The following is a 24,523-nucleotide window of genomic DNA, read 5'->3' as shown; positions in this document are numbered from 1 at the left end:
CCCGGATCAGCTCCTGTTTCCGCAGTCGTCGACCAGGTCCCGGAAGGCCTGCGCGACCGCCTCCGGGTACTCCAACATCGCCAGGTGCCCGGCGTCGGGCAGGGTCAGCAGTCTCGACCCGCGGAACGCGGCGGCGGCTCTGCGGGCCATCCGGAAGGCGACGAGCCGGTCCCGGCCGCCGTACACCAGCAGGGTGGGGGCGAGCACGCGCTCGGCCTGCCGCCACAGCCCGTGCTGTCCGCCCAGGGTGTACGCGTTCACCACGCCCCGCGCCGAGCGGACCATCGCGTCCCAGAAGTACGGCATCCCGAGGCGGCGCTCCATCTCCTCGACCGCCGCCCGGAAGGCCTCGGGGCTCACCCGGCCCGGTTCGCCGTAACAGAGGGCCATCGCGGCGCGCGTACGCTGCTCGACCGTCCAGTCCTTGGTCATCCGCGCGAACAGCGCGGCGGCCCCCGGCACCGCGAGCAGGGCGGTGGGCCAGGCGGTGCGCTGGGCGCGGAGTTCGGGGAGCGCGGGCGATATCAGGGTGAGGGTGCGGACCAGGTCGGGGCGGACCGCCGCGACCCGGGTGACGATCGCGCCGCCCAGCGAGTTCCCGACGAGGTGGACGGGCCCGCGCCCCTCGGCGTCCAGCAGCCGGATCAGCGCGCGCGCGTGGCCGGTGACCGAGTAGTCGCCGTCGTCCGGCGGCGCGGAGTCCCCGAAGCCGGGCAGGTCCACGGCCTCGCAGTCCACCGTCTCCGCCAGCAGCGGCATCAGGGCGGACCAGTTCTGCGAGGAGCCGCCGAGCCCGTGCACGAACAGGGCGGGGGGAAGCCCGGAGCGGGTACCGGGACGGGTGCGGATGTTCAGCGTCAGCCCGGGCAGACTCACCGGGCGCAGCTCTTCACCGTCCGCCACCCGGACCGCGCCCACCCGGGGTACCGGGGCGGCAGCGGCGGCAAGGGTTTCCGGCAGCTCGGTCGAGGACATGCGGGCAATGTTACGAGACGATCACACCGTGGTTCGTGTGTTCGCCGTCACAGATCGCATAGCGGTGCGCAGACCTAGCCCATAGGCTCGATATCAAGCCCTCGAAAAGGGAGCAATCATGCCCGTCGACCCCAGTGATCCCGAAATGTTCGAGGAAGATTTCCAGGAAGAAGCCGGCCCGGTGGAGCTCGACGAGGAGACGCCCGAGGCGGACGCGGCCGAGCAGCACACCGAGGTGCGGCAGGACCGCGACGAGCCGCTCTCCCGGGTCGACCCCGGAGAGGCGAACGAGGCCGACGCGGTCGAACAGGCACGTGTGGTGGCCCTCGACGAGGACGACTACCGCTGATTCGTTCGGATAACGGGGCGTATCTCCCGCTACCCAGCGCGTCCGGTCCGTGAAATTCTGCGTGCGCACCGCGCACAGCCGGGTTACCCAAAAGTACGATGGCGGCGCGCGTCCTTCGCGCACGAGATCAATTTTTGGGAGGCGGCGTGACAGCCATCGAGCAGACCGAGGCGGCGCGCCCGCGAGGCACGCGCCTGCCCCGCCGGGCCCGCCGCAATCAGCTTCTGGGCGCGGCCCAGGAAGTCTTCGTCGCACAGGGGTACCACTCGGCCGCGATGGACGACATCGCGGAGCGGGCCGGTGTCTCCAAGCCGGTCCTCTACCAGCACTTCCCCGGAAAGCTGGAGCTGTACCTGGCCCTGCTCGACCAGCACTGCGAGGCGCTGCTCCAGGCCGTGCGCACGGCGCTCGCCTCCACCAGCGACAACAAGCTGCGGGTCGCCGCGACCATGGACGCCTACTTCGCGTACGTGGAGGACGAGGGCGGCGCGTTCCGCCTGGTCTTCGAGTCCGACCTGACCAACGAGCCCGCCGTGCGCGAGCGCGTGGAGCGGGTCAGCCTACAGTGCGCCGAGGCGATCTCGGACGTGATCGCCGAGGACACCGGTCTGTCCAAGGACGAGTCGATGCTGCTGGCCGTCGGCCTGGGCGGGGTCTCGCAGGTGGTCGCCCGCTACTGGCTCTCCAGTGAGTCGAAGATCCCCCGCGGCAAGGCGGTGCAGCTGCTCACCTCGCTGGCCTGGCGCGGTATCGCGGGCTTCCCGCTGCACGCCACCGAAGGCCACTGAACAGCGCCTGCGGGGCGCGGGTGTTCGCTCCTAGCGTGCGGCGCCGCGCCCGTCCGGGTCCCCTCTCCGGGCTAATGTGTGCGGGGTACGGCGCGGCTGACCGCGCACCGCAGACCGTCGGAGGGACATAGCCGTGGAGGTCAAGATCGGCGTGCAGCACGCACCCCGGGAGATCGTTCTGGAGAGCGGGCAGTCCGCCGAAGAGGTCGAGAGCGCGGTAGCCGGCGCCCTCGCCGGCAAGGCGCAGCTGCTCAGCCTCCAGGACGACAAGGGCCGCAAGGTCCTCGTGCCGGCCGACCGGATCGCGTACGTGGAGATCGGCGAGCCGACGGTTCGCCGGGTGGGCTTCGGCCAGCTGTAGCCCCGTAAGCGGGAACAAGAGAGCGGCCCGGCGGTCATCGACCGCCGGGCCGCTCCCCTTTTCGCGACTCGCGTTTTCGCGCTTCCGCGCCGCTCGCGCGCGGTGCGCCGGCCGGTGGCTGTGCCCCCGCTGTGCTCCACACGGTGAGGGGAGGGTTGCGTTCCGCGAGGCTCGGGTAGGACGGCTGGTGACCGACAGCCCTGATCACACATCGCGGGAGGGACGTACATGCTCCTGGAAGCGCTCGGCTCCGTCATGCTCGGCATCGCCCTCGCCTGGACCGCCGCATCCCGTCTGTCACACCGCCTGCCCGAGCGGCGAACCGTTTTCGCGGTGGGCTCGCTCGGCGCGCTGTTCGGCGCCTTCCTGACCCACTCGGCGGTGGGCCCCGGGCACACGGTGACCACGATCGTCGGCGCCACCTTCATCGCGGTGGTCGCACTGTCGCTGCTGCTGCGCCCGAGGGGCCGCCTGCGCCGCTCGGCGGCGTAGGCGGCGAGTAGCTCCGGCGTCCCTACGCGGCCAGGCCCAGCGCGGCCATGCGCTTGGTGTGCGCCTTGGTGATACGGGCGAACATCTCGCCCACCGCGGCCAGATCGAAGCCGTCCGCCATACCGCCGACCAGCATCGTCGACAGCGCGTCGCGCTCCGCGACCACGCGCTGGGCCTGCGAGAGTGCCTCGCCCATCAGCCGCCGCGCCCACAGCGCCAGCCGGCCGCCCAGCCGCGGGTCGGCGTCGATCGCGGCGCGCACCTTCTCCACCGCGAAGTTGCCGTGGCCGGTGTCGTCGAGCACCGCGAGCACCAGACCGCGGGTGTCCGAGTCGAGCCGGGCCGCCACCTCGCGGTAGAAGTCGCTGGCGATCGAGTCGCCCACGTACGCCTTGACCAGGCCCTCCAGCCAGTCCGACGGAGCGGTCTGGTGGTGGAAGTCGTCCAGCGCCTTGGCGAACGGCTCCATCGCGGCGGTCGGCTCCGCGTCGATCTCGGCGAGGCGGTCGCGCAGCCGCTCGAAATGGTGGAACTCGGCCGAGGCCATCTTCGCCAGCTCCGCCTTGTCGGCGAGCGAGGGCGCCAGCTTGGCGTCGTCGGCGAGCCGCTCGAAGGCCGCCAGCTCGCCGTACGCGAGGGCGCCGAGCAGATCCACCACGGCGGCCCGGTACTGGGGCTCGGCGGAGGCCGTCGCCCAGTCCTGGGCGGCGATCCCGGTGGGCTCCGCGCCGTCCCCGGCGTGCTCGGCGTTCCCTGCGTTCCCTGCGTTCCCGGTGTTCCCGGTGTTCTCCGCGGTGTCGGTGGCAGGCGCGGCGGCTTCGGTTCCGGCCGCGTTGGCGTTGTCAGGCGTCTCCATGCAGCGCACAATAGCCCGCTCCCGGCAGGGCGGAAGGGCCTGGTCAGCCAGAGCGCCCGACCGGTTCCCGGGAATTCGCCCGACACACATGCGCGAATCCGGGGTACAGTGGTAATGAGCCTGCCGAGGATCATGTATTCGGCGGGCGGCTTGATGAATGAGGATGCCCGGTCGGTCGCCCGGTCGGCTCCGACCCGACAGCCCTCCAGTGCGGCACGTGACAGTACGTAACCGCAGATGAGGGACCCCTCAGCGGCACGAGCGCTTGAGCGACGGCAGTGGTCCCGCGCCACCCGGCCCGGTCGATCCCCGACACCTGGCCGGATGGACCCACGGCACGGTAAGACCCGCCGCGTTCGCCTCCGTACCGCGTCTCACAGAAGAGGCAGCACCCTGACTACGTTCCGAGACCTCGGGATCCTCCCCGAGACCGCCGAAGCCCTTGAGGCCGTCGGTATCGTGTCCCCGTTCCCCATCCAGGAGATGACGCTCCCCGTCGCGCTCTCCGGCTCCGACGTCATCGGCCAGGCCAAGACCGGCACCGGCAAGACGCTCGGTTTCGGTCTGCCGCTGCTGGAGCGCGTCACCGTCCCCGCGGACGTCGAGGCGGGCCGGGCCAAGCCCGAGCAGCTCACCGACGCCCCGCAGGCGCTCGTCGTGGTCCCGACCCGCGAGCTCTGCACCCAGGTCACCAACGACCTGCTCACCGCCGGCAAGGTCCGTAACGTCCGGGTGCTCGCCATCTACGGCGGCCGGGCGTACGAGCCGCAGGTCGAGGCCCTCAAGAAGGGCGTCGATGTGATCGTCGGCACCCCCGGCCGGCTGCTCGACCTGGCGGGCCAGCGCAAGCTGGACCTCTCCCACGTCCGCGCGCTCGTCCTGGACGAGGCCGACGAGATGCTCGACCTGGGCTTCCTGCCCGACGTCGAGAAGATCATCAACATGCTTCCGGCGAAGCGCCAGACCATGCTGTTCTCGGCGACCATGCCGGGCGCCGTGATCGGCCTCGCCCGTCGCTACATGTCGCAGCCCACGCACATCAGCGCCACCTCGCCGGACGACGCGGGCGCGACCGTCGCCAACACCGCGCAGCACGTCTTCCGCGCCCACTCGATGGACAAGCCGGAGCTCGTCGCGCGCATCCTCCAGGCCGAGGGCCGCGGACTCGCGATGATCTTCTGCCGTACGAAGCGGACGGCCGCCGACATCGCCGAGCAGCTCGCCAAGCGCGGCTTCGCCTCCGGCGCGGTCCACGGCGACCTCGGCCAGGGCGCCCGTGAGCAGGCGCTGCGCGCCTTCCGCAACGGCAAGGTGGACGTGCTGGTCTGCACCGACGTCGCCGCCCGCGGCATCGACGTCGAGGGTGTGACGCACGTCATCAACTACCAGTCGCCGGAGGAGGAGAAGACCTACCTCCACCGCATCGGCCGCACCGGCCGCGCGGGCAAGAAGGGCATCGCGGTCACGCTGGTCGACTGGGACGACATCCCGCGCTGGCAGCTGATCAACAAGGCGCTGGACCTGGGCTTCCCGGACCCGGTCGAGACGTACTCGACCTCGCCGCACCTCTTCGAGCAGCTCAACATCCCGGTGGGCACCAAGGGTGTCCTGCCCCGCGGCGAGCGGACCCGTGCGGGTCTGGCGGCCGAGGAGCTGGAGGACCTGGGCGAGACGGGTGGCCGTGGCCGCAAGTCCGCCGCCGCCGCGCCGGTCGCCACCGAGGAGCGCGCGCCGCGCACGCCCCGGCAGCGCCGTCGTACCCGTGGTGGCTCGTCGACCGAGGCGGACGCCCAGGCGCCCGTGGCTGCGCAGCCGGCCGCCGCGCCGGAGGCCGAGCACACCGAGAGCACCGAGCCGCGCACCCCGCGCCGCCGTCGCCGCACCCGTGTGGGCGTGGCCCCGGTGGAGGCGGCCCCGGCCGCCGAGGCCGTGACCGCCGCGGTGGCCGTCGCCGAGCCGGTGGCACCGTCGGCCGCGGAGACCGTGGTGGAAGGTGTGGAGGCCGAGACCAAGCCGCGCCGCACCCGGACCCGCAAGTCCGCGACCGTGGCCGAGCCGGCCGCCGAGGCCGTGGTGGAAGCCGTGGAGGCCCCGGAGGCCGAGACCAAGCCGCGCCGCACCCGGACCCGCAAGGTCGCGGCCGTCGCCGAGGCCCCGGTCGTCCCGGCGCCCGCCGCCGAGGCCGCGCTCCCCGCCGCCGAGCCGGTGGCCGCCGCCCCGCGCCGCCGTACCCGCAAGGTGGCGGAGCAGGTCGTGGAGGCCGTCGTCGAGGCGCCGGCCAAGCCCCGTCGCCGGGTGCGCAAGGTGGCCGCCTCCTCCGAGGTCGGCTTCCTGACCCCGGAGTCGGCCGCCCTGGAGATCGCCGCCGCGAAGGCCGCCGAGGCCGCCGCCCAGCCGGCCCGGTCGCGCAAGAAGGCCGTCGCGGCCGAGCCCGAGGCGTCCGTCGCCGCCGAGCCCAAGCCGCGTCGTACGCGCGCGAAGAAGACCGCGGAGGCCGCCCCCGAGGCGGCGGCGGAGCCCAAGCCCCGCCGTACCCGCACCCGCAAGGCCGCGGCGCCCGAGGCGTAAGCACCGCCTCGGCACACCGCTCAGTCGGCCCGGCATCCCCACGGGGGTGCCGGGCCGCGGTGCGTCCGGGGTGGCGTTCCGGCCCCCGCGCACCCCGGTTACGCTCGGCGTATGAGCAAGCCCCGGTCCCTGGCCCTGCCCTCGGGCACGCGCGCGTACGCGTTGGAGACGCCCCGCGGACGCTTCGCCGTACTCGACTGCGAGCCCGTCGTGCCCAGGGCGGGGACGGCGCTGCTGCTGCCCGGCTTCACCGGCAGCAAGGAGGACTTCCTCGCCCTCCTGGAGCCGCTCGCGCGGGCCGGGTACCGGGTGGTGGCGGTCGACGGGCGCGGCCAGCACGAGAGCCCCGGGCCGCGCGGCGCGTCCGGCTATACGCCGCGCACCCTCGCCGAGGACGTCGTGGCGCAGGCGGCGGCGCTGGGGGACGGGCCCGTGCACCTCGTCGGCCACTCCTTCGGCGGTCTGGTGGCCCGCGCGGCCGTCCGCCTCGCCCCGCGCTCCTTCGCGTCGTTGACCCTGCTGGCGTCGGGGCCGGGGCATGTCGGCCCCGAGCAGCGCGCCAGGATCCGCCTGCTGCGGGCCGCGCTGCCGGTGCTGCCCCCGGCGGTGGTGTGGGCGGCGACGCGGTGGCTGGACAGCCGGGACCCGGCGTACGAGCCGGACACGCCGGAGGTCGCGGAGTTCCTGCGCGTGCGGTGGTTCAACACGCGGACGGGTCAACTCGTAGCGGCGGGACGCCAGTTGCGGACGGAGCCGGACCGCACCGAGCAGATCGCCGCGCTGCCCGTGCCGCTGCATGTGGCGTACGGGGACGAGGAGACGGTGTGGACCGTGGAGGAGCTCGCGGCGCTGGCACGGGACACGGGGGCGCGGCATACGGTGGTCGCGGGCGCGGGCCACTCCCCCAATGTGACGCACGCGGAGGTTCTGGCGGAGGCCCTGACGGAGTTCTGGGCGACGGAGGGGGCGCGGGTCGCCTGAGAGCGGGGTGGTGGGGGCGGGCCCGGTCCCTGAGAGGCTGTCGTTCGCCTGCGGCCCGGTGGGAGTTGCTCGCGCAGTTCCCCGCGCCCCTCAAAGGCCGTCGTTCATCTGCGGACCGTGGGGGCTGGTCGCGCAGTTCCCCGCGCCCCTTAGAGGTCGTCGTTCGCCTGCCGGCCGGTGGGGGTCGCTCGCGCAGTTCCCCGCGCCCCTGAGGGAGTCCGGCGCAGCCAGGGAGCTCAGAGCAGCCGCAGCAGGCCTTCAGGGGCGCGGGGAACTGCGCGGCCAGCCCTCCACCGGGCCGCAGACGAAGCACAAAAGGCCGCCCCTAGTACTGCGACTGCAAGTGCTGCCAGAACCCGTCCCGCAGCGCTCGTCGCAGGTCCGCGTGGCCCCGCAGGGACCGCTGGAGCAGGCGTTCCGCCTCCACCAGGAGGTCCTGGTCGACCGGGCCGGGGAGGTACGGATGGCCCGGCAGCAGCTGGGCCAGGGACGCCCGGCCCCGCTCGGACAGCCACGTCGCCGCGATCCGCGCCCCGACGAACCGCACGTCGTCCCGCGTCGGCGCCGGTCCGCTGTCCTCGTACATCGTCACCGGCCGCCGCGTCACGTACGGCTTGCAGAAGTCCAGGTCGAACGTGCGCTGGCTGTCGACCTCCCACAGCAGCGGCTCCGCCTGGTTGCGCCCCTCCGCCGCCTCGATGCCCCAGAGGTGGACCCGCGCCCCGTACCCCTGCGCCGCCTCGACCGCCGAGACGAGGTCCTCGTCGCCACCGATGAGCGCCGCGTCGCTGATCGCGCGGTGGCGGGCGAGGGACTCCAGGTCGGAACGGATCAGGGAGTCGACGCCCTTCTGCTGGTTGTTGGCGTTGAGGTTGCCCAGGCGCACCTTCACGTCCGGCAGCTCGGCGATCGACTGCTGCTCGGTGGTGTGGATGCGCCGCCGCGCGCCGTCGTACCAGTACACCCGGAGCAGCCGGCTGTCCGCGAAGATCGTGCGGGCCTTGTCGATGAAGGCCTCGATCAGCCCCTCCGCGTCGAGGTCGAAGGCCCGGCGGTCCTCCGTCCCGGTGACCAGGAGGCCCGCCGCCGCGTACACATAGCCCGCGTCCACGAAGATCGCGTGCGTGGAGGGCGTCTTCGCCACCTCGGCCAGCATCCGCCGCAGCAGCTGGTTGGTGCGCTCCAGCTGCGCGCCGATCTCGGACGCGGCAAAGGCGCCGGAACCGCCGCCGGAGCCGTCCGAGACGCCCGGGGCGTCGGCGCCGGGGATCTCGATGCCTGGGATGTCGCCTGCTTCGCTCATTGCCCCCATTCTCGGGGGCGTGAGGTACGCCTCACAACCGGTGCCTTACCCGCCAGTATTTAGCCCATGAAAAAATTTCCTTAGCGTAGGGAATGTTTGCCAAGGGCAACCCGTTGTAACAGTCGTAACGGGGCCAGTTCCTCGTACCACCAGCACCAGCAGTTCTCCTTCAGGAGGATCAGACGAAGGGAGAAGCCATGCGCTTCGAAATCATGCGCCTCAACGACGTGGACGGCTCCGCCGTGGACAGCACCGTCGTGGACGCCGCCTCCGTCAACCGGATCGTGCAGCAGGCCGCCGCAGTCGGCCAGCGCATCTACATCCGCCCGTTCGAAAGCTCGGCTTCGTAACGCGTAAGGATCTCCTGCGCGGCAAGCCGGAGCGCCCCCGCACCGAACACCGGTGCGGGGGCGCTTTTCGCTGCGCGGGTACGGTCAGCCGCCCCGGATCACCTGGGTGACGCCGTTGATGATCTGCTGCACCGCGAGCGCGGAGAGCATCATGCCCGCGAGCCGCGTCACCAGGACCACGCCGCCGTCCTTGATGACCCGGATGATCAGCAGCGAGTACCGCATCACCAGCCACAGCACGATGTGCATGGCGAGGATCGCGGTCCACACCGCCACCTGGCCGCCGAACGAGTCGTGGTTCTGGACCGCCAGGATCACCTGCACGATCGCGCCGGGACCGGCGAGCAGCGGCATGCCCAGCGGCACCAGCGCCACGTTGACGTCCTTGGTCTGCTTCGGCTCCTCCATCTTGCCGGTGAGCAGGTCGAGCGCGATGAGCAGCAGCAGCAGACCGCCCGCGATCATCAGCGCGGGAACGTCGATGTGCAGATACGCCAGGATCTGATTGCCCACCAGACCGAACACGGTGATCACGCCGAGCGCGACGGCGGCGGCCTGCCACGCCATCCTGCGCTGCACCTTGGCGGCGCGCCCGGAGGTCAGCGCGAGGAAGATCGGGGTGATCCCGGGGGGATCCATGATGACGAACAGAGTGAGGAAGAGGGAGCCGAAAACGGCAGCGTCGAACACGGTGGTGCCTTGCGGGAGAGGGTGTACGTACGGAGCAGGGCAGGACGCCCGCACGGAGCGGAGTCCTTCAAGGAGGGGAGGGAGGGGAGGGCCAGGGGCCGGGCCCCTGGCTAGCGGCCGGTTCCGCCCGCGCCCGGGACGGGGAACGCGCCCGTCGCACGGCGGGTGATCTCGCCGTAGATCTCGGGGTCGGTGGTGCACTCACCGAGCCGCACGGCCTTGCGGTCGCCGTGGTAGTCGCTGGAGCCGGTGGTGAGCAGGCCGAGTTCGGCGGCCAGGGAGCGCAGCTTCGCGCGCGAGGACGCGTCGTGGTCGGTGTGGTCGACCTCGATGCCGTCGAGGCCGGCCGAGGCGAGCTCGGCTATGACGGTCTCGGGCACGACCCGGCCGCGCTTGAGGGCGAGCGGGTGCGCGAAGACGGTGACCCCGCCCGCGGCCTTGACCAGCCGGACCGCCTCGAACGGGTCGAGCTCGTGCTTGCCGACGTACGCGCGTCCGCCGTCCGCCAGCCAGTCGGGCACGAACGCCTCGGAGACCGACCCGACGACGCCCAGCTCGACCATCGCCTCGGCGACGTGCGGGCGGCCCACCGAGCCGTCGCCCGCGATCCGCGCCACCTGCTCCCAGGTGACCGGGACGCCCAGTTCCCGGAGCTTGGCGACCATTCCCCGCGCGCGCGGCACCCGGTCGTCGCGGACGAGCTCGCGCTCGCGCGCCAGCTCGGGCTCCTCGGGGTCGAAGAGGTACGCCAGCATGTGCAGGCCGATACCGTCGATCCGGCAGGAGAGCTCGGCGCCGGTCACCAGGGTCAGGCCCGCGGGCAGCGCCGCGGTCGCCTGCGCGTAGCCGCGGGCGGTGTCGTGGTCGGTGAGCGCGATGACGTCGAGGCCCGCCGCGGCGGCGTTGCGGACGAGCTCGGCCGGGGTGTCCGTGCCGTCGGACGCGGTGGAGTGGGTGTGCAGATCGATGCGCACGCGTGACTCCAGGGCGTAGGGACGGCAGGGGGGACAGTCAAGGATAACTGCGCGTAGCCCCTGTCCCGCCCGGCACGGCTGTGGCGGTCACCGCATCCCTCCGGACAGGATCCGCGGCGACAGCGCCCCGCACGGCAGCAGCTCGACCTCGGCGCCCGCGTCGCGCAGATCGGTGAGGACCAGCTCGTCGTAGAGCAGCAGCCCCGACTGCTCGGGCCAGACGATCGCCCACAGCCACAGGCCGCGCGCCTCCCCGGCGAAGACCGCGCGGTCGTCGGGCGTGCCGGTGACGTGCCAGAGCGGGGTGGGGCGCCCGGCCGCCAGGACCTTGGTGTGGGGCGGTTTGTCGACGTTCATGTACGGGCCGGGGTCGGGGCCGTCGATGCCCGCGTACCGCGCGCCCAGGCCGACGCCCAGCTCCTCCGCGACGAGCAGCAGCTCACCGATGCCGCCGAGCGGCGCGGGGCCCGAGCAGGCCACGGCGGTGGCGCGCCCGCCGCTGCGGTCGTCGCCCGCGCACGCCACTCCGGTGTACAGCCAGCCGATCGGCAGCGGCCACGGCATCCAGACGGGCACCTTCGCCCGGTGCACCACGACGCCGAGCGCCTCGACGCTCGGCGGGACCACCGGCTGGAGCGGATGCACCGTCCCGTGCACATCGCACTGCCAGGTGTCGGCAAAGAGACCGGGCGCCCTGACCCGGCCTCCGCACTTCGGGCAACTGGGTTCGCCCCTCATACATGCCAACGGTCCTCCCCGTCCCGCGCCGCGTCAAGGACGATCACCCGTCCGGCGTGTGGCAAATGGGGCGGCCGGGGGCGGACGCCGTACTAGTCCAGGCGCACCGAGGTGCGCAGCGGATCGCGCAGGTCCGTCCCGTTGGCCAGCCAGCGCTCCTCCAGCTCCTGCGCCCCGTGCACCCGCTTCCAGGCCGCCTCGTTGGCGGTCATGGGCAGCAGCGGCAGGAAGCGGACCGGGTCCATCGGCCCGTCGAGCTCCAGGTCCTCGACCAGTCCGCCCGGCTCGGCCACCAGGACCGAGCTGAACGGCGCCCCGGGCCACAGCGGTTCCCCGATGTCCAGGGAGGCGCCGGGGGCCACCACGACGCCCTCGACCTGCGGGGTGGAGGCGAGGACGGCGAGCGGTCGCAGCACCTTGTCGGTGTCGGCGAGCCCGGCCCGTACGGACAGGACCAGCTCGGCGCGCGGGCCCTCGACGGGATCGGCGAGGGCGGCGGCCGGGTCGGTCATGGGCCGGTTCGACATGCCGAGTGTGGCGTAGCGCACGATGTCCCCGTCGGCGAAGCGCAGCACCTCGACGCGGTCGGTACCGAGGAAGGTCACCGCGGCGCGCGCGTCCGGTTCACCGAGGGCGGTACGCAGCCTGGCCTCGACGAGAGCAAGAACATCAACCATGAGTTGAGCATAGAAGCCGTATCGAACGGGCAAAGTACGGACTTGACACCTGCGCCGGCTGATAGTCTTGGCCGCTGTTCAGGGCAGCAGAACGTCCCCCACGGGGGACCGGCCGGAGGAGGTGGGGCTGCGATGGATCGAAGTCGGCCTGGCAGTACCAACCGCTCTTCCGTGCGCCTTCGTTGTTCCCTGTGATCGAGACCTCCATACCCGGCCGTCTCCCCGGGAAACATCTGAGTTCCATGGCATGTCGCACGGCGGAAGAGCACATCGCCTCGCCCAGTCCGTTTCAGTAGCGAACGCCGTCACCGCATTCGCGGTACCGCCCGCTTTGCGGACGTACGCCAGATGTACGAAGTTCTCGCGTCACGTCCCCATTCCGGGCAGTGCCACGCCCGTCGGCGGCCTCTCCGTGAAGGAGTCCTGCCATGTCCATGATCCGTGACCTGCGCGCCGCGGTCCGCCCCTCCCTGCGTACGTCGCTGCGCAAGAGCACCGTCCCGCACAACTCCTACGACCCCACCCGCGACCCCTCCGCGAGCAGCGCCGTCGTCGACTGCGCGGTCTACCGCGACGGACTGCGCATCCAGGCCGACGCGTGCCTCACGCCGCGTGAGGCGATGCGGTACGTCCAGGAGGACGGCGGCTTCGCCTGGATCGGGCTGCACGAGCCGACCGAGGCCGAATTCGCCGGTATCGCCGCCGAGTTCGGGCTGCACCCGCTGGCCGTGGAGGACGCCGTCCACGCCCACCAGCGGCCCAAGCTGGAGCGGTACGACGACACGCTCTTCACCGTCTTCAAGACCGTCCACTACGTGGAGCACGCCGAACTCACCGCCACCAGCGAGGTCGTGGAGACCGGCGAGGTCATGTGCTTCACCGGCCGGGACTTCGTGATCACCGTCCGGCACGGCGGCCAGGGTTCGCTGCGGGCGCTGCGCAAGCGCCTCCAGGACGACCCCGAGCTGCTCGCCAAGGGCCCCTCGGCCGTGCTGCACGCCATCGCGGACCAGGTCGTCGACGGCTATCTGGCGGTCGTGGACGCGATGCAGGACGACATCGACGAGGTGGAGATCGATGTCTTCTCCGCTCCGGCCAAGGGCAGTCCGCGCGGCGCTGACGCCGGGCGGATCTACCAACTCAAGCGCGAGGTACTGGAGTTCAAGCGGGCGGTCTCACCGCTGCTGCGGCCGATGCAGCTGCTCAGCGAGCGGCCCATGCGGCTGGTCGACCCCGACATCCAGAAGTACTTCCGCGACGTCGCCGACCACCTCGCGCGCGTGCAGGAGCACGTGGTCGCCTTCGACGAGCTGCTGAACTCGATCCTCCAGGCCAACCTGGCGCAGGCGTCGTTCGCGCAGAACGAGGACATGCGCAAGATCACCTCATGGGCGGCGATCATCGCCGTGCCGACGATGGTGTGCGGGGTGTACGGCATGAACTTCGACCACATGCCGGAGCTGCACTGGAAGTACGGCTACCCGATCGTGCTGGCCGCCATCGCCGGCAGCTGTCTCGCCATCCACCGCACGCTCAAGCGGAACGGCTGGCTCTGACGACGAGCGCGAGCCCGCCGAGGATCACCACCAGGGCGGGCCAGGCCAGGGCGGGCGGCTGCTGGCCCAGCCAGAGCGCGGCGATCAGCGCGGCGCCCGGGGTCTCCAGGAGGATCGCCGTGGACGTCACGGACGCGCCCAGGCCCCGCACCACCCGGTTGAGCAGGGAGTGGCCCAGCAGTTGGGCGGCGACGGTGAGCGCGGCCAGCTTCGCCCAGGTCACTCCGGAGTACGAGCCGAGGTCCGCGCCGCTCGCCAGACAGGCGGCGAGCAGCCCGGCGGCGGCCGTCCCGTAACAGAGGCAGGTGTACGGGACGGTGTCGACGGTCCGCCGGACCTCGGCGCCGAGCAGTACGTATCCGGCGGCGGCGACCCCGCCGCCGAGCGCGAGGGCGTCACCGGCGAGGGCGCGCGGCGAGGTGGTCATGTCGACGCCGGTGAGCATCACCACGCCCGCGCAGGCGACCAGCGTGCCGGCCCACACCATGGCGGGCGGGCGGTGGCCGCGCAGACGCAGGGCGACGGTGGTCCAGATCGGCGTGGTGGTGCACAGCGCGGTCGAGGAGGCCACCGAGGTCATCCGCAGGCTCGGCAGCCAGAGCCCGAAGTGGAGCGCGAGGAGCGCCCCGGCGGCCACCGCGAGGCCCACCTCCCGGCGGGTCAGCCCGCGCAGCTGCGCCCGGTACCTGACCGCGGCCAGCGGAGTGAGGACCCCGACGGCCATGGCGTTGCGCCAGAACGCGATGGCGAGCGCGGGCGCCGCCGTCGCGGCGATGAGCGGCGCGGAGAGCGACACACTGGCGATGGCGACGGCGAGCAGCGCGAAGTCGGCCCGCGGGGCGGGCGGCGCGGCGGCCGGGGCCGGGGCGGCGGCGGTCGCGGGGGTGGGCGCGGAAGCGGGCGCGGAGCGGGGCACGGCACGAGGGTAAGGCGCTAAACATATTTTCGGAACTGTCGGACCACGCTGTGGACAACGCCGTGGGCCGGACCGGGGCCGTCCCATAAAGTGGCCCCCATGACACCTGCGCTGCTGGATCGGGCCCTCGTCGAGGAGGCCACCAAGAAGTCCGGGCTGATCTGGGTGCGGGGCACCGGGACCGCCGACCGCGCCCTGTGGCACGTGTGGCACGAGGGCGCGGCGTACGTGGTGGGCGGTGGCCCCGGCGAGCAGCCGCTGGAGGGCCTGACGGACGGCGGTACCGCCGAAGTCACCGTCCGCAGCAAGGACAAGGGCGGCCGGCTGGTCGCCTGGACGGCCGCGGTGAGCGAGGTCGCGCCACGGAGCGAGCTGTGGGAGGCGGTGGCCGCCGAGCTGAAGGCCAAGCGGCTGAACGCGCCGGACGGCGAGGCGGTGACGGACCGCTGGGCGCGGGAGTGCCGGGTGCTGTGCCTCACCCCGGCCGAGGTCCGCACGGAGATGCCCTCGGGCTCGCTGGCCGCGGCGCCCGTACAGACCCCGGCCACCACGCGTGAGCCCGTCCCGGCGGCGCTGCCGCGGCTGCTGATGAAGCGGAGGCGGGGGCGCAAGCGGGGCTGAGGGGTGCCCACTCCTCCCGGAGGCCGGTGTCCGCAGGGGCACGACACCGCACCCGGCACCGCGCGGCCCTACGTCTTCGGGAGCCTGCTCCCGTAATCCACCGTCGCGTCCTTCGCCGGCGCCGCCAGCGGGAAGTCCTGGTTCCAGTCGCCCAGTTCGAGCACGCCCGCGCCGCCCGCCCGCTCGAAGCGCAGGGGGTAGGGAGTGCCCTGGAGGGAGACGTCGAGCGTGCCGTTCTCGCCGTCCTTGCCCGCCCTGACGCGGATGGTGCCCACCTCGCCGACCTTGGAGCGGTCGCCCTTGGACAGCTCGCCCTGGAGCCCGAGCATGCCCTTCAGGAGGGCGCCCTTGTCCGTGAAACCGCGCAGCTCCTGGTACGAGGGGTCGCCCGAGGGCACCTTGACGTACTTGTCGTCGAGCTGTCGGCCCGCGGCGGACGCGCTCCCCGAACCGCCGTGCTTGTCGTCCCGGTGCGCCCAGAACCCGGCGTCGGCCTTCAGATAGAGCTCGTCGCCCACCCGCAGCAGCCCGAACGTGGTGTTCTTGGAGGTGACCGTGCCGGTGGCGCCGTTCTTCTTCAGCCACATGTCGATCTTGTACGATCCGCTCTTGCTGACCAGCGTGCCGCTGAGGTGCACCGCGTCGGCGCCGTCCGCCGCCGTGCGCGCCTTGCCCTCGATCTCGGGGGCGGAGAGCTTGCCGACGCCGTTGGTCCCCTCGTCCGGGTCCGAGGAGCACGCCGTGACAGCCGTGGCGAGCCCCGCGCAGAGCGCGACGGGCAGCGCGGCCCGGCGCGCCCGTACGGACAGGGAGCGAGTGGTCACCGGCACACAGCCTTTCGTCGAAGCGCGCGAGGTGGGGGCGCGAAGTCGGGGTCGGCAGACCGCACCCTACCCGGGCCGTCCACGCCGGCCGGCAGAGAGCCGTACGGACCCCCCACAAGGGCGTACCGGATGGGCACCGGCTAGCCTGAATCAGATATTCAGCGTTATTTCAGGCCTGGACAGGGTCGGATCACGCCCCAGAGGAGGCGCTCAGCATGGCGGCAGGCGCCCCCCGGATCTTCGTCTCGCACCTCTCCGGCGTCGCCGTCTTCGACCCCAACGGCGACCAGGTGGGCCGGGTGCGCGATCTGGTCGCCATCCTGCGCGTCGGCCGCCGCCCGCCCCGGCTGCTCGGCATCGTCGTCGAGGTGGCCGGCCGCCGGCTGATCTTCCTGCCGATGACCCGGGTCACCGGCGTCGAGTCCGGCCAGGTCATCACCACCGGTGTGGTCAACCTGCGCCGCTTCGAGCAGCGCCCCACCGAACGCCTGGTCCTGGGCGAACTGCTGGACCGCCGGGTCACCGTCGTCGAGAGCGGCGAAGAGGTGACGGTCCTGGACGTGGCCATCCAGCAACTGCCCGCCCGCCGCGACTGGGAGATCGACAAGGTCTTCGTACGGCGCGGCAAGGGCGGCGCCCTGCGGCGCAAGGGCGAGACCCTGACCGTCGAGTGGTCGGCCGTCACCGGCTTCTCGCTGGAGGAGCACGGCCAGGGCGCCGAGAGCCTGCTCGCCACCTTCGAGCAGCTGCGCCCCGCCGACCTCGCCAACGTGCTGCACCACCTCTCCCCCAAGCGCCGCGGCGAAGTGGCCGCCGCCCTCGACGACGACCGGCTCGCGGACGTCATGGAGGAGCTGCCGGACGACGACCAGGTGGAGATCCTCGGCAAGCTGAAGGACGAGCGGGCCGCCGACGTCCTGGAGGCGATGGACCCCGACGACGCCGCCGACCTGCTCTCGGAGCTGCCCGAGGAGGACAAGGAGCGCCTGCTCACCCTGATGCAGCCGGACGACGCGGCGGACGTGCGCAGGCTCCTGTCGTACGAGGAGCGCACCGCGGGCGGTCTGATGACCACCGAGCCGATCGTGCTGCGCCCGGACGCCACGGTCGCCGACGCCCTCGCGCGCGTACGCCAGCAGGACCTCTCGCCGGCGCTCGCCGCCCAGGTGTACGTGTGCCGGCCGCCCGACGAGACGCCGACCGGCAAGTACCTGGGCACGGTGCACTTCCAGCGGCTGCTGCGCGACCCACCGTTCACCCTGGTCTCCTCGATCGTGGACGCCGACCTGCCGCCGCTCTCCCCCGAGACGCCGCTGCCCGCCGTGACCGCGTTCCTCGCCGCGTACAACATGGTCGCCGCGCCCGTGGTGGACGACAGCGGCTCCCTGCTGGGCGCGGTCACCGTCGACGACGTCCTGGACCACCTGCTGCCCGAGGACTGGCGCGAGGCGGAGTTCCACGGCGCCGAGGGGGGCACGGATGGCTGACCGCACCGAGGAGCGCATGCGCACGGCGGGGGCGAGCGCCGTCGCGCGCGGCCCGCGCGCCCGTCTCGACCAGCCGCGCGCCCCCCGGCGGCGCCTGCTGCCCGAGTACGACCCGGAGGCGTTCGGCCGCTTCTCCGAGAAGATCGCCCGCTTCCTGGGCACCGGACGGTTCATCGTCTGGATGACCCTGGTGATCATCCTGTGGGTGGTCTGGAACATCTTCGCGCCGGCCCCGCTCCGCTTCGATCAGTACCCGTTCATCTTCCTGACCCTGGCCCTCTCCCTCCAGGCCTCGTACGCGGCCCCGCTGATCCTGCTCGCGCAGAACCGGCAGGACGACCGCGACCGGGTCAACCTGGAGCAGGACCGCAAGTCCAACGAGCGCTCCATCGCCGACACCGAGTACCTCACCCGGGAGATCGCCGCGCTGCGGATGGGCCTCGGCGAGGTCGCCACCCGCGACTGGATCCGCTCGGAACTGCAGGACATGATCAAGGAGATGGAGGACCGGCGCGTGGTATTCCCGCCGGAGGCCCCGCACGGAAGTGACGAAGCCGACCGCCGTTAGGCCTTTCCGGGGGCGGCACCCGGCGCCGTACCATCTCCGTATGGTTACGGATGACGCGGTGCGCGAGGCACTGGCGACGGTGAACGACCCAGAGATCCACCGACCGATCACTGAGCTCGGCATGGTCAAGACGGTTGAGATCGGGACGGACGGGGCGGTCGCTGTCACGGTGTACCTGACGGTCTCCGGCTGCCCGATGCGCGAGACGATCACGAAGAACGTGACCGAGGCTGTCGAGCGGGTCGAAGGCGTCACGCGCGTCGACGTCACGCTCGACGTGATGAGCGACGAGCAGCGCAAGGAGCTCGCGGCGTCGCTGCGCGGCGGCACCGCCGAGCGCGAGGTGCCCTTCGCCAAGCCCGGCTCGCTGACCCGGGTCTACGCGGTGGCGTCCGGCAAGGGCGGTGTCGGCAAGTCCTCGGTGACGGTGAACCTCGCCGCGGCGATGGCGGCGGACGGGCTGAAGGTCGGTGTCGTCGACGCCGACATCTACGGGCACTCGGTGCCCCGCATGCTGGGCGTGGAGGGCCGTCCCACCCAGGTCGAGAACATGATCATGCCGCCGTCGGCGAACGGTGTGAAGGTCATCTCCATCGGCATGTTCACCCCGGGCAACGCCCCGGTGGTCTGGCGCGGCCCGATGCTGCACCGCGCCCTCCAGCAGTTCCTTGCCGATGTCTACTGGGGCGACCTGGACGTCCTGCTGCTCGACCTGCCCCCGGGCACCGGTGACATCGCGATCTCGGTGGCCCAGCTGGTCCCGAACGCGGAGATCCTGGTCGTCACGACCCCGCAGCAGGCCGCCGCCGAGGTGGCCGAGCGGGCGGGCTCGATCGCGGTCCAGACCCACCAGAAGATCGTCGGCGTCGTCGAGAACATGGCGGGCCTGCCCTGCCCGCACTGCGACGAGATGGTCGACGTGTTCGGCACCGGCGGCGGCGAGAAGGTCGCGGAGGGCCTGACGAAGACCACCGGCGCCAACGTGCCGGTGCTCGGCTCGATCCCGATCGACGTCCGTCTGCGCGAGGGCGGCGACGACGGCCGGCCGGTCGTCCTCTCCGACCCGGACTCCCCCGCGGGCGCGGCGCTGCGGGCCATCGCGGGCAAGCTGGGCGGACGCCAGCGCGGTCTGTCGGGCATGTCGCTGGGGATCACCCCCAGGAACAAGTTCTAGAGCGGCACACTACGAGTAAGGGGCGCCCGGCAACTGTCGGCGCCCCTTACTCATGGCCGCGCCCGAGGCGGACCGACCTAGGCGTACGACGTGATGTCCACCACCGCGAACCCGAGTCCGTAGGCGCTCATCCCCCGCCCGTACGCCCCCAGGTGCATGCCGCCCCCGGCGGAGCCGGCCAGCACCCACCCGAACTCGGACTCCCGGTAGTGGAACGGCGTCGCGACCCCGTCGACCGGCAGCGAGAGCGTGGTCCAGTCCGCCCCGGCGAGGTCGTCCGCCAGCTCCCAGGCCGCCTCGGTCTGCTGGTCCAGCCACTCACCGCGCCGCACGTGGTCCATTTGGGCGGGCCAGGTGAAGGAGAGCAGCCCGGACCCGGCGAGCCAGGCCGCGGAGGAGACCGTGGTGGCCTCCAGCACTCCCGTACCGTCGCCGCTGCGGCGCGTGGGGTTGGCCGGGACGTTCACCACCACCGCGAAGCGCTCGCGGTCGGCCGAGCGGTCGGCTGTGTCTTCGCGGGCCGGCCGTATCGACGGCTCGTCGCCGTGGCCGATGGAGCCGTGCTGCACGGTGCCGTCGGCCGCCGTGGCCACCTGCATCAGCCAGCGCGGCCCGGTGAAGGCCTGATCAAGGCCGTACCAGGCGAACGGTGCCCGCAGAAAGCCGTCGACCGTACGCCGGGCCGCCGGCACCCCTTCTGGTGTGGACGGGGTGTCCTCGGTGGACCCCTGTGCCGAAACCCGACTCGTCGTCTCCACTGCCCGGCCGCCTCCTCATCCGTAGGTGTCCGCAGCGGCCCGCCCCCCTCGGGCGTCCTGGCTGCCGGACCTATGGAGGATAGCCACCCCGGTCGCGTCCACCGGGAATGACGGTACGGACGTGGCTCGGATTGACGGTGCGTACGGAATTCGGGGGGTGGTGTCAGGTCGCGTCGGCGTCGAACGGGGGGCGCTCGCCCGGGTCGAGCTTCTCGCGCTTCTTGAGGAGGTCGGGCGTACCCGGCACACCCGCGGCCGAGCCGTTGGCGGCGGTCGTCGGGGCGGCGGAGGCGCTCTCGCGTCCGTGCACCGCGTCCGCGACCTCCTCCATGTCCTTGCGCAGGTCGAAGCTGTTGCGGATCTCCTTGAGACCCAGGTCGTCGTTGTCGAGCAGCTGCTTGCGCACGAACGTCTTCGGGTTCAGGTCCTCGAACTCGAAGTCCTTGAACTCGGGGCCGAGTTCGGCGCGGATGTCCGCCTTGGCGGTCTCCGAGAAGCTGCGGATCTTGCGGATGAACCCCGAGACGTCCTGGATCAGCTTGGGCAGCTTGTCCGGGCCGAAGATGAGCACAGCGAGGACCACGAGGGTGACGAGCTCCATGGGCCCTATGTCGTTGAACACCTGCTGCTCCTCGTGGCTGCTGCTCCCGGGTCCAGTCATGGACCGCTCCACGGTACCCGCCGAAACTGTCGAAACGGTACCTACCCGGTGACCTTTGGCCGCCGCTCACCCGTCGGGTGACCGATAGGTGACCCGGGGTGCGGGCCGCGGCGGCGTCCCGGGCGCACGTCAGGACGTGGCGGAGCCCAGTGTGAGGGTCAGCCGCTGCTCCTGGCCGCCCCGTCTGAGCGTCAGCTCCAGACGGTCGCCGGGGCGGTGCGCGCGGATCTTGACGATGAGCTCCTCGGCGCTGTGCACCCGCTGGCCGTCGACCTTGGTGATCACGTCCTCGGGCCTGATGCCCGCGGTGGCGCCGGGGCCGCCGGGGGTCACGGAGGGCTTGCCGTCGGCGGCCTTGGCACCGACCCGGGCCCCGTCGCCGGAGTACTTCATGTCGAGGGTGACCCCGATGACCGGGTGGGTGGCCCTGCCGGTGTTGATCAGCTCCTCGGCGACCCGCTTGCCCTGGTTGACGGGGATGGCGAAGCCGAGCCCGATGGAGCCGCCCTGGCCACCGCTGTCGCTGTTGCCCGCGGCGCGGATGGCGCTGTTGATGCCGACGACGTGCGCGCGGGAGTCGAGCAGGGGGCCGCCCGAGTTGCCCGGGTTTATCGGGGCGTCGGTCTGGAGCGCGTCGACATAGCTGACATCGCTGCCGTCGCCCTTCTCGCCGCCCGCGGTGATCGGGCGCTCCTTGGCGCTGATGATGCCGGAGGTGACGGTGTTGGAGAGGTCGAAGGGGGCGCCGATGGCCACCACCGGGTCGCCGACCTGGACGTTGTCGGAGTTGCCGAGCGGCAGCGGCTTCAGCCCGGAGACACCGGTCACCCGGACCACGGCGAGGTCGTACCCGGAGTCGCGGCCGACCACCGTGGCGCGGGCGCTCTCGCCCCCGCTGAAGGTCACGCTGATGTCGCCGGACGAGCCCGCGGGCTGCACGACGTGGTTGTTGGTGAGGATGTGTCCGGCGTTGTCGAGGACGAAGCCGGTGCCGGTGCCGGACTCGCTCTCCCCGCTGACGTGCAGCGTGACGACGCCCGGCAGGGCGCTCGCGGCGATCCCGGCGACGCTGTCGGGCGCGCGGCCGATGGGCCCCTTGCCGGCCTGCGGGAGGCTGACGTGGGTGGTGCCGGTGCGCTCGACGTACGCGCCGACCCCGCCGCCGATGCCGCCCGCGACCAGCGCGAGGACGACGGCCCCGAGGACGAGCGGCCCGCGCCGGGGCCTGCGCCCGAGCGGCGCCCCGGCCGTGCTCAGCGGCTGCTGCCCGGCCGCGCCCCACGGGTCGTACTGCACCCACTGGGACGAGGGCGGGACCGGCGGCGCGCTGTCCGGTACGACGTACGGAGCCGGGGCCTCCGGCGCCGGGTACGCCCCCTGGGGCGGCACGGCACCGGCGAGCGGCGCCGGATGCTGGACGGGCGGCGCGGGCGCCCACGGGCCGGGCCCGCCGTACGGCGGTGTCCCGTACGGATCGGGCTCGTGCAACGGCCGCCGGGGCGGCACGCTGCCCTCGGCCTCCGGGCCCGGTCCGTCGAAGGATGCCTCGACCGGGGCGGGCGGCTCATGGGCGACGGCTCCGACCGACGCCGGCCCGTGGCCGGCCGGGGCGGGGGCCACGGACCCAGACCCGGCGGGCGCCACCGGTTCCGGGCCGGCGGGGGCCCCAGGTCCAGTGGGCGCCACGGGTCCCGGACCGGCGGGCGCGGGTGGCGCCAGCCGGTACGCGGACTCGTCCTCGACGGGCGCCCCCGGTGCCAGTCGGTACGGCACGTCCCGGTCGCCGGAACCTTCCGGCACGGCGGCTCCGGGCGCGGCCGGCCCGTCCGGAGCGGACGCGTCCGGCGTCGCGCCCCCGGGCGGGGCCAGGTCGTACGTCTCCTCGGCCGCGGAGCCGTCCTCGCGCGGGGTGGGACGGCTCCACCATCTCGCCTTGGGCCCGGTGGGCTTCCCGTCGTTCATGCTCTCCCCGCAACTGTCCCGCGTGCCCCATGAGGCACCCCTCCCAGGGATTCAATCAGGTTTGCCGGGAGGAGCGCAGGGCAGGCGGTCAGTGCCGGGGAGCCGCCAGCCGCGTCGGCGACGAGGACGGACTCGCCCCCGGCTGCACGGACAGCGGCGGGACCGGCCGCTCCGCCAGGGTGGAGACCGCCGGCCGTATCAGCGGAGGCAACGCCGAGGTGCTCATCAGCGCCGCGCGGAACGGGTTGCCGAACTGCTGCGGCGCGGGCTGGGACGGTATGCCGTTGAGCCCGGCCAGCCCCATCGGAGCCGGCGCACCGCTCTGCGCGGCCGACGGCGCGCTAGCCGCGCCAACACGTCTGCGCTGCGACTCCAGGGACAGCGGCGACCCCGAAGCGGCACCGGCCGAGGGGCTCTGGGCCCGCACCGGGGTGACCTTGCTGCCCGAGCCCTCGCCCCGGGCGGTGGTGTCCGCCCCCGAGTCCGAGGGGATCGCGCCGCCGAGCGCGATCGCCGCCAGGGAGACCGCGCTCGCCGCGGCGAAGGCGATCCTGCGCCCGCGCCACGGCGAGCCCGAACGCTCCTCGGCGCGGGCCACTTCATGGATGCGGAAGCCCCGTCCGGGCAGCCCGCCGAGGACGGCCGCGTGCGCCCCGTCCGGCGCGTATCCGAAGCGGCCGGCCGGGTCGCCCGGACCGCTCAGGGCGCCGGGGGTGAAGACCCCTCCGGCGAGGCGGCCCCCGCCGAATGGTCCCCGACCCTCGTCGTCACCTCCGGGGCCCCCGGGCAGCCCCTGGAGCCGCGCCAGCAGCCCCTCGGAGGGGGTGGGCTGCGTCGTCTGCGCGAAGACGCTCTTGACGCGGCGCTGGGCGTCGGCCTCGACCTTGCACTTGGGGCAGGTGGCCAGATGCGACAGGACGCGCTCGCGCGCGTCATGGCTGAGCTCGCCGTCGACCAGGGCGGCGAGGCGGTCCCCCAGATGCTGCTCTGCGGGGGTGGGACCGGTGCCGGTCACGCGGTCCCCTCTCCGGCCGCCCCCGGGGCGCCGGGCGCCACCCCCGCGAGGGCACGCTGCTGCTCGGCACGGGCCTCGGGCGAACGGTGCTTGAGGGCCTTGCGCAGATGCGAGCGGCCACGGTGGATCCGGCTGCGCACGGTGCCGAGCTTCACCCCGAGGGTGGCGGCGATCTCCTCGTACGACAGGCCCTCGATGTCGCAGAGGACGACGGCCGCGCGGAACTCGGGCGCGAGGGTGTCCAGCGCCTGCTGGACGTCGGCGTCGAAGTGCGCGTCGTTGAAGACCTGCTGGGGGGAGGGGTCGCGGCTGGGGAGGCGCTCGGCCGCCTCGTCGCCCAGCGCGTCGAAGCGGATGCGCTGGCGGCGGCGGACCATGTCCAGGAAGAGGTTGGTGGTGATGCGGTGGAGCCAGCCCTCGAAAGTGCCCGGCGTATACGTGGACAGGGAGCGGAAGACGCGGACGAAGACCTCCTGGGTGAGGTCCTCGGCGTCGTGCTGGTTGCCCGTCAGGCGGTAGGCCAGGCGGTAGACGCGACCGCTGTGAGTGCTGACGATCTCCTCCCACGTGGGAGGGGTCCACGCCGGGGATTCCGCGTCGGCGAAGGTCGCGGTGGTTGCGGAAGGTGCGGCGGTGATGGGGGTCCCTCCCAAGCCATGGGGGCCCTGGGGGCGGTCAGCGGTCTCGGTCACGGATTTCGGCTCACCCGCCGACCTGAGAAAGCGCCGCAGCACTCCACCCCGATCCACAGGCGCAGCCGCACCTCCCCTGTCGGCTCTGGTGGTGTCCAGTGGAGCCCCTACCATAGCCACCTCGCCCGTTAGCTCCGGATAAGAATCTTTACGCGCATTTGGGACTGGCTTCCCGCCCCGTCGAGCG

26 protein-coding genes are annotated in these 24,523 nt (G+C 72.7%); 12 read left to right on the top strand and 14 right to left on the bottom strand.

Features of this window, described 5'->3' with window-relative positions; translation table 11 throughout:
• Window positions 1-6 precede the first annotated feature (6 nt).
• Window positions 7-975 carry an alpha/beta fold hydrolase gene (locus tag ACZ5ID_RS34120; RefSeq protein ID WP_468905893.1) on the bottom strand — a complete coding sequence of 323 codons (969 nt, stop codon included), beginning with the start codon at window positions 973-975 and terminating at the stop codon, window positions 7-9.
• A 118-nt stretch (window positions 976-1,093) separates the two neighbouring features.
• Here ACZ5ID_RS34120 and ACZ5ID_RS34115 point away from each other — a divergent pair, with 118 nt between their 5' ends.
• From ACZ5ID_RS34115 to ACZ5ID_RS34100, 4 genes are all read left to right on the top strand, one after another.
• The gene (locus tag ACZ5ID_RS34115; RefSeq protein WP_468905891.1) at window positions 1,094-1,324 is read left to right on the top strand and encodes a hypothetical protein; all 231 of its coding nucleotides are present in this window, start codon (window positions 1,094-1,096) and stop codon (window positions 1,322-1,324) included.
• Window positions 1,325-1,470: 146 nt separating this feature from the next.
• Window positions 1,471-2,112, top strand: coding sequence for a TetR/AcrR family transcriptional regulator (locus ACZ5ID_RS34110; RefSeq protein ID WP_468905888.1), 642 nt, complete (start codon window positions 1,471-1,473; stop codon window positions 2,110-2,112).
• A 133-nt stretch (window positions 2,113-2,245) separates the two neighbouring features.
• A complete protein-coding gene (locus tag ACZ5ID_RS34105) occupies window positions 2,246-2,473 on the top strand; it encodes a DUF3107 domain-containing protein (RefSeq protein WP_406555155.1) in 228 nt (75 codons plus the stop codon).
• A 228-nt stretch (window positions 2,474-2,701) separates the two neighbouring features.
• Window positions 2,702-2,965 carry a hypothetical protein gene (locus ACZ5ID_RS34100; protein ID WP_468905885.1) on the top strand — a complete coding sequence of 88 codons (264 nt, stop codon included), beginning with the start codon at window positions 2,702-2,704 and terminating at the stop codon, window positions 2,963-2,965.
• A 22-nt stretch (window positions 2,966-2,987) separates the two neighbouring features.
• Here ACZ5ID_RS34100 and ACZ5ID_RS34095 read toward each other — a convergent pair whose 3' ends face one another.
• Window positions 2,988-3,830 carry a ferritin-like fold-containing protein gene (locus ACZ5ID_RS34095; protein WP_468905883.1) on the bottom strand — a complete coding sequence of 281 codons (843 nt, stop codon included), beginning with the start codon at window positions 3,828-3,830 and terminating at the stop codon, window positions 2,988-2,990.
• A 315-nt stretch (window positions 3,831-4,145) separates the two neighbouring features.
• Between ACZ5ID_RS34095 and ACZ5ID_RS34090 the strand changes: the two genes are divergently transcribed.
• Window positions 4,146-6,389, top strand: a complete 2,244-nt coding sequence (locus ACZ5ID_RS34090; protein WP_468905881.1) for a DEAD/DEAH box helicase — start codon at window positions 4,146-4,148, stop codon at window positions 6,387-6,389.
• 111 nt (window positions 6,390-6,500) lie between these two features.
• Complete coding sequence (locus ACZ5ID_RS34085; RefSeq protein ID WP_468905878.1) at window positions 6,501-7,370, top strand: alpha/beta fold hydrolase; 870 nt, start codon at window positions 6,501-6,503, stop codon at window positions 7,368-7,370.
• A 325-nt stretch (window positions 7,371-7,695) separates the two neighbouring features.
• Here the strand turns inward: ACZ5ID_RS34085 and ACZ5ID_RS34080 are convergent, their stop codons facing one another.
• Window positions 7,696-8,673, bottom strand: coding sequence for an NYN domain-containing protein (locus tag ACZ5ID_RS34080; RefSeq protein WP_468905875.1), 978 nt, complete (start codon window positions 8,671-8,673; stop codon window positions 7,696-7,698).
• A gap of 197 nt (window positions 8,674-8,870) precedes the next feature.
• On the opposite strand from ACZ5ID_RS34080, the gene ACZ5ID_RS34075 reads away from it, so the two are divergent.
• A complete protein-coding gene (locus ACZ5ID_RS34075) occupies window positions 8,871-9,023 on the top strand; it encodes a hypothetical protein (protein WP_389890294.1) in 153 nt (50 codons plus the stop codon).
• A gap of 84 nt (window positions 9,024-9,107) precedes the next feature.
• Here ACZ5ID_RS34075 and ACZ5ID_RS34070 read toward each other — a convergent pair whose 3' ends face one another.
• The 4 genes from ACZ5ID_RS34070 to ACZ5ID_RS34055 all read right to left on the bottom strand — a co-directional run bounded on the left by ACZ5ID_RS34070 (window position 9,108) and on the right by ACZ5ID_RS34055 (window position 12,102).
• A complete protein-coding gene (locus tag ACZ5ID_RS34070) occupies window positions 9,108-9,713 on the bottom strand; it encodes a MarC family protein (RefSeq protein ID WP_406555284.1) in 606 nt (201 codons plus the stop codon).
• A 110-nt stretch (window positions 9,714-9,823) separates the two neighbouring features.
• A complete protein-coding gene (locus ACZ5ID_RS34065) occupies window positions 9,824-10,687 on the bottom strand; it encodes a PHP domain-containing protein (protein ID WP_468905871.1) in 864 nt (287 codons plus the stop codon).
• Between the two features lie 87 nt (window positions 10,688-10,774).
• Complete coding sequence (locus tag ACZ5ID_RS34060) at window positions 10,775-11,425, bottom strand: DUF6758 family protein (protein WP_406555286.1); 651 nt, start codon at window positions 11,423-11,425, stop codon at window positions 10,775-10,777.
• A gap of 92 nt (window positions 11,426-11,517) precedes the next feature.
• Window positions 11,518-12,102, bottom strand: coding sequence for a suppressor of fused domain protein (locus ACZ5ID_RS34055; protein ID WP_468905867.1), 585 nt, complete (start codon window positions 12,100-12,102; stop codon window positions 11,518-11,520).
• Window positions 12,103-12,530: 428 nt separating this feature from the next.
• On the opposite strand from ACZ5ID_RS34055, the gene ACZ5ID_RS34050 reads away from it, so the two are divergent.
• The gene (locus ACZ5ID_RS34050; RefSeq protein ID WP_468905865.1) at window positions 12,531-13,658 is read left to right on the top strand and encodes a magnesium and cobalt transport protein CorA; all 1,128 of its coding nucleotides are present in this window, start codon (window positions 12,531-12,533) and stop codon (window positions 13,656-13,658) included.
• Here ACZ5ID_RS34050 and ACZ5ID_RS34045 read toward each other — a convergent pair.
• Window positions 13,636-14,574 (bottom strand): DMT family transporter, encoded by a 939-nt coding sequence (locus ACZ5ID_RS34045; protein ID WP_468905863.1) that lies wholly within the window; start codon window positions 14,572-14,574, stop codon window positions 13,636-13,638. The two genes, ACZ5ID_RS34050 and ACZ5ID_RS34045, sit on opposite strands and share 23 nt — an antisense overlap.
• 99 nt (window positions 14,575-14,673) lie before the next feature.
• Here ACZ5ID_RS34045 and ACZ5ID_RS34040 point away from each other — a divergent pair, with 99 nt between their 5' ends.
• Complete coding sequence (locus tag ACZ5ID_RS34040) at window positions 14,674-15,195, top strand: hypothetical protein (RefSeq protein WP_468905861.1); 522 nt, start codon at window positions 14,674-14,676, stop codon at window positions 15,193-15,195.
• 68 nt (window positions 15,196-15,263) lie between these two features.
• Here ACZ5ID_RS34040 and ACZ5ID_RS34035 read toward each other — a convergent pair whose 3' ends face one another.
• Entirely contained in the window at window positions 15,264-16,019 is a 756-nt protein-coding gene (locus tag ACZ5ID_RS34035) for a hypothetical protein (protein ID WP_468905859.1), read from the bottom strand.
• A 215-nt stretch (window positions 16,020-16,234) separates the two neighbouring features.
• On the opposite strand from ACZ5ID_RS34035, the gene ACZ5ID_RS34030 reads away from it, so the two are divergent.
• From ACZ5ID_RS34030 to ACZ5ID_RS34020, 3 genes are read left to right on the top strand one after another with little or no spacing between them, the layout of a single operon-like run.
• Window positions 16,235-17,506: a magnesium transporter MgtE N-terminal domain-containing protein gene (locus tag ACZ5ID_RS34030; protein ID WP_468905856.1), complete on the top strand. Its 1,272-nt coding sequence runs from the start codon at window positions 16,235-16,237 to the stop codon at window positions 17,504-17,506.
• Window positions 17,499-18,074 carry a DUF1003 domain-containing protein gene (locus tag ACZ5ID_RS34025; RefSeq protein ID WP_468905854.1) on the top strand — a complete coding sequence of 192 codons (576 nt, stop codon included), beginning with the start codon at window positions 17,499-17,501 and terminating at the stop codon, window positions 18,072-18,074. The genes ACZ5ID_RS34030 and ACZ5ID_RS34025 overlap by 8 nt, the downstream gene beginning before the upstream one ends.
• Before the next feature lie 40 nt (window positions 18,075-18,114).
• Window positions 18,115-19,248, top strand: coding sequence for an Mrp/NBP35 family ATP-binding protein (locus ACZ5ID_RS34020; RefSeq protein WP_468905850.1), 1,134 nt, complete (start codon window positions 18,115-18,117; stop codon window positions 19,246-19,248).
• A 77-nt stretch (window positions 19,249-19,325) separates the two neighbouring features.
• On the opposite strand, the gene ACZ5ID_RS34015 is transcribed toward ACZ5ID_RS34020, so the two are convergent.
• The 5 genes from ACZ5ID_RS34015 to sigE all read right to left on the bottom strand — a co-directional run bounded on the left by ACZ5ID_RS34015 (window position 19,326) and on the right by sigE (window position 24,450).
• Window positions 19,326-20,006 (bottom strand): hypothetical protein, encoded by a 681-nt coding sequence (locus ACZ5ID_RS34015; RefSeq protein ID WP_468905848.1) that lies wholly within the window; start codon window positions 20,004-20,006, stop codon window positions 19,326-19,328.
• Between the two features lie 163 nt (window positions 20,007-20,169).
• Window positions 20,170-20,628: a sec-independent translocase gene (locus ACZ5ID_RS34010; protein ID WP_468905915.1), complete on the bottom strand. Its 459-nt coding sequence runs from the start codon at window positions 20,626-20,628 to the stop codon at window positions 20,170-20,172.
• Between the two features lie 168 nt (window positions 20,629-20,796).
• Window positions 20,797-22,629 (bottom strand): S1C family serine protease, encoded by a 1,833-nt coding sequence (locus tag ACZ5ID_RS34005; RefSeq protein ID WP_468905845.1) that lies wholly within the window; start codon window positions 22,627-22,629, stop codon window positions 20,797-20,799.
• Between the two features lie 88 nt (window positions 22,630-22,717).
• Window positions 22,718-23,644 (bottom strand): zf-HC2 domain-containing protein, encoded by a 927-nt coding sequence (locus ACZ5ID_RS34000; protein ID WP_468905843.1) that lies wholly within the window; start codon window positions 23,642-23,644, stop codon window positions 22,718-22,720.
• Window positions 23,641-24,450 (bottom strand): RNA polymerase sigma factor SigE, encoded by an 810-nt coding sequence (sigE, locus tag ACZ5ID_RS33995; protein WP_468905841.1) that lies wholly within the window; start codon window positions 24,448-24,450, stop codon window positions 23,641-23,643. The genes ACZ5ID_RS34000 and sigE overlap by 4 nt, the downstream gene beginning before the upstream one ends.
• Between the last annotated feature and the right edge of the window lie 73 nt (window positions 24,451-24,523).

This window comes from Streptomyces sp. NPDC031670 (genome assembly GCF_055580545.1).
This window is presented reverse-complemented; position numbering and strand designations above follow the sequence as displayed.

Coding starts and splice junctions, on each gene's coding strand:
- ACZ5ID_RS34055 (WP_468905867.1), bottom strand. CDS start 12,102: ATGGTTGATGTTCTTGCTCTCGTCGAGGCCAGGCTGCGTACCGCCCTC.
- ACZ5ID_RS34050 (WP_468905865.1), top strand. CDS start 12,531: ATGTCCATGATCCGTGACCTGCGCGCCGCGGTCCGCCCCTCCCTGCGT.
- ACZ5ID_RS34060 (WP_406555286.1), bottom strand. CDS start 11,425: ATGAGGGGCGAACCCAGTTGCCCGAAGTGCGGAGGCCGGGTCAGGGCG.
- ACZ5ID_RS34100 (WP_468905885.1), top strand. CDS start 2,702: ATGCTCCTGGAAGCGCTCGGCTCCGTCATGCTCGGCATCGCCCTCGCC.
- ACZ5ID_RS34020 (WP_468905850.1), top strand. CDS start 18,115: ATGGTTACGGATGACGCGGTGCGCGAGGCACTGGCGACGGTGAACGAC.
- ACZ5ID_RS34080 (WP_468905875.1), bottom strand. CDS start 8,673: ATGAGCGAAGCAGGCGACATCCCAGGCATCGAGATCCCCGGCGCCGAC.
- ACZ5ID_RS34075 (WP_389890294.1), top strand. CDS start 8,871: ATGCGCTTCGAAATCATGCGCCTCAACGACGTGGACGGCTCCGCCGTG.
- sigE (WP_468905841.1), bottom strand. CDS start 24,450: ATGGTAGGGGCTCCACTGGACACCACCAGAGCCGACAGGGGAGGTGCG.
- ACZ5ID_RS34005 (WP_468905845.1), bottom strand. CDS start 22,629: ATGAACGACGGGAAGCCCACCGGGCCCAAGGCGAGATGGTGGAGCCGT.
- ACZ5ID_RS34090 (WP_468905881.1), top strand. CDS start 4,146: ATGGACCCACGGCACGGTAAGACCCGCCGCGTTCGCCTCCGTACCGCG.
- ACZ5ID_RS34115 (WP_468905891.1), top strand. CDS start 1,094: ATGCCCGTCGACCCCAGTGATCCCGAAATGTTCGAGGAAGATTTCCAG.
- ACZ5ID_RS34085 (WP_468905878.1), top strand. CDS start 6,501: ATGAGCAAGCCCCGGTCCCTGGCCCTGCCCTCGGGCACGCGCGCGTAC.
- ACZ5ID_RS34120 (WP_468905893.1), bottom strand. CDS start 975: ATGTCCTCGACCGAGCTGCCGGAAACCCTTGCCGCCGCTGCCGCCCCG.
- ACZ5ID_RS34030 (WP_468905856.1), top strand. CDS start 16,235: ATGGCGGCAGGCGCCCCCCGGATCTTCGTCTCGCACCTCTCCGGCGTC.
- ACZ5ID_RS34025 (WP_468905854.1), top strand. CDS start 17,499: ATGGCTGACCGCACCGAGGAGCGCATGCGCACGGCGGGGGCGAGCGCC.
- ACZ5ID_RS34040 (WP_468905861.1), top strand. CDS start 14,674: ATGACACCTGCGCTGCTGGATCGGGCCCTCGTCGAGGAGGCCACCAAG.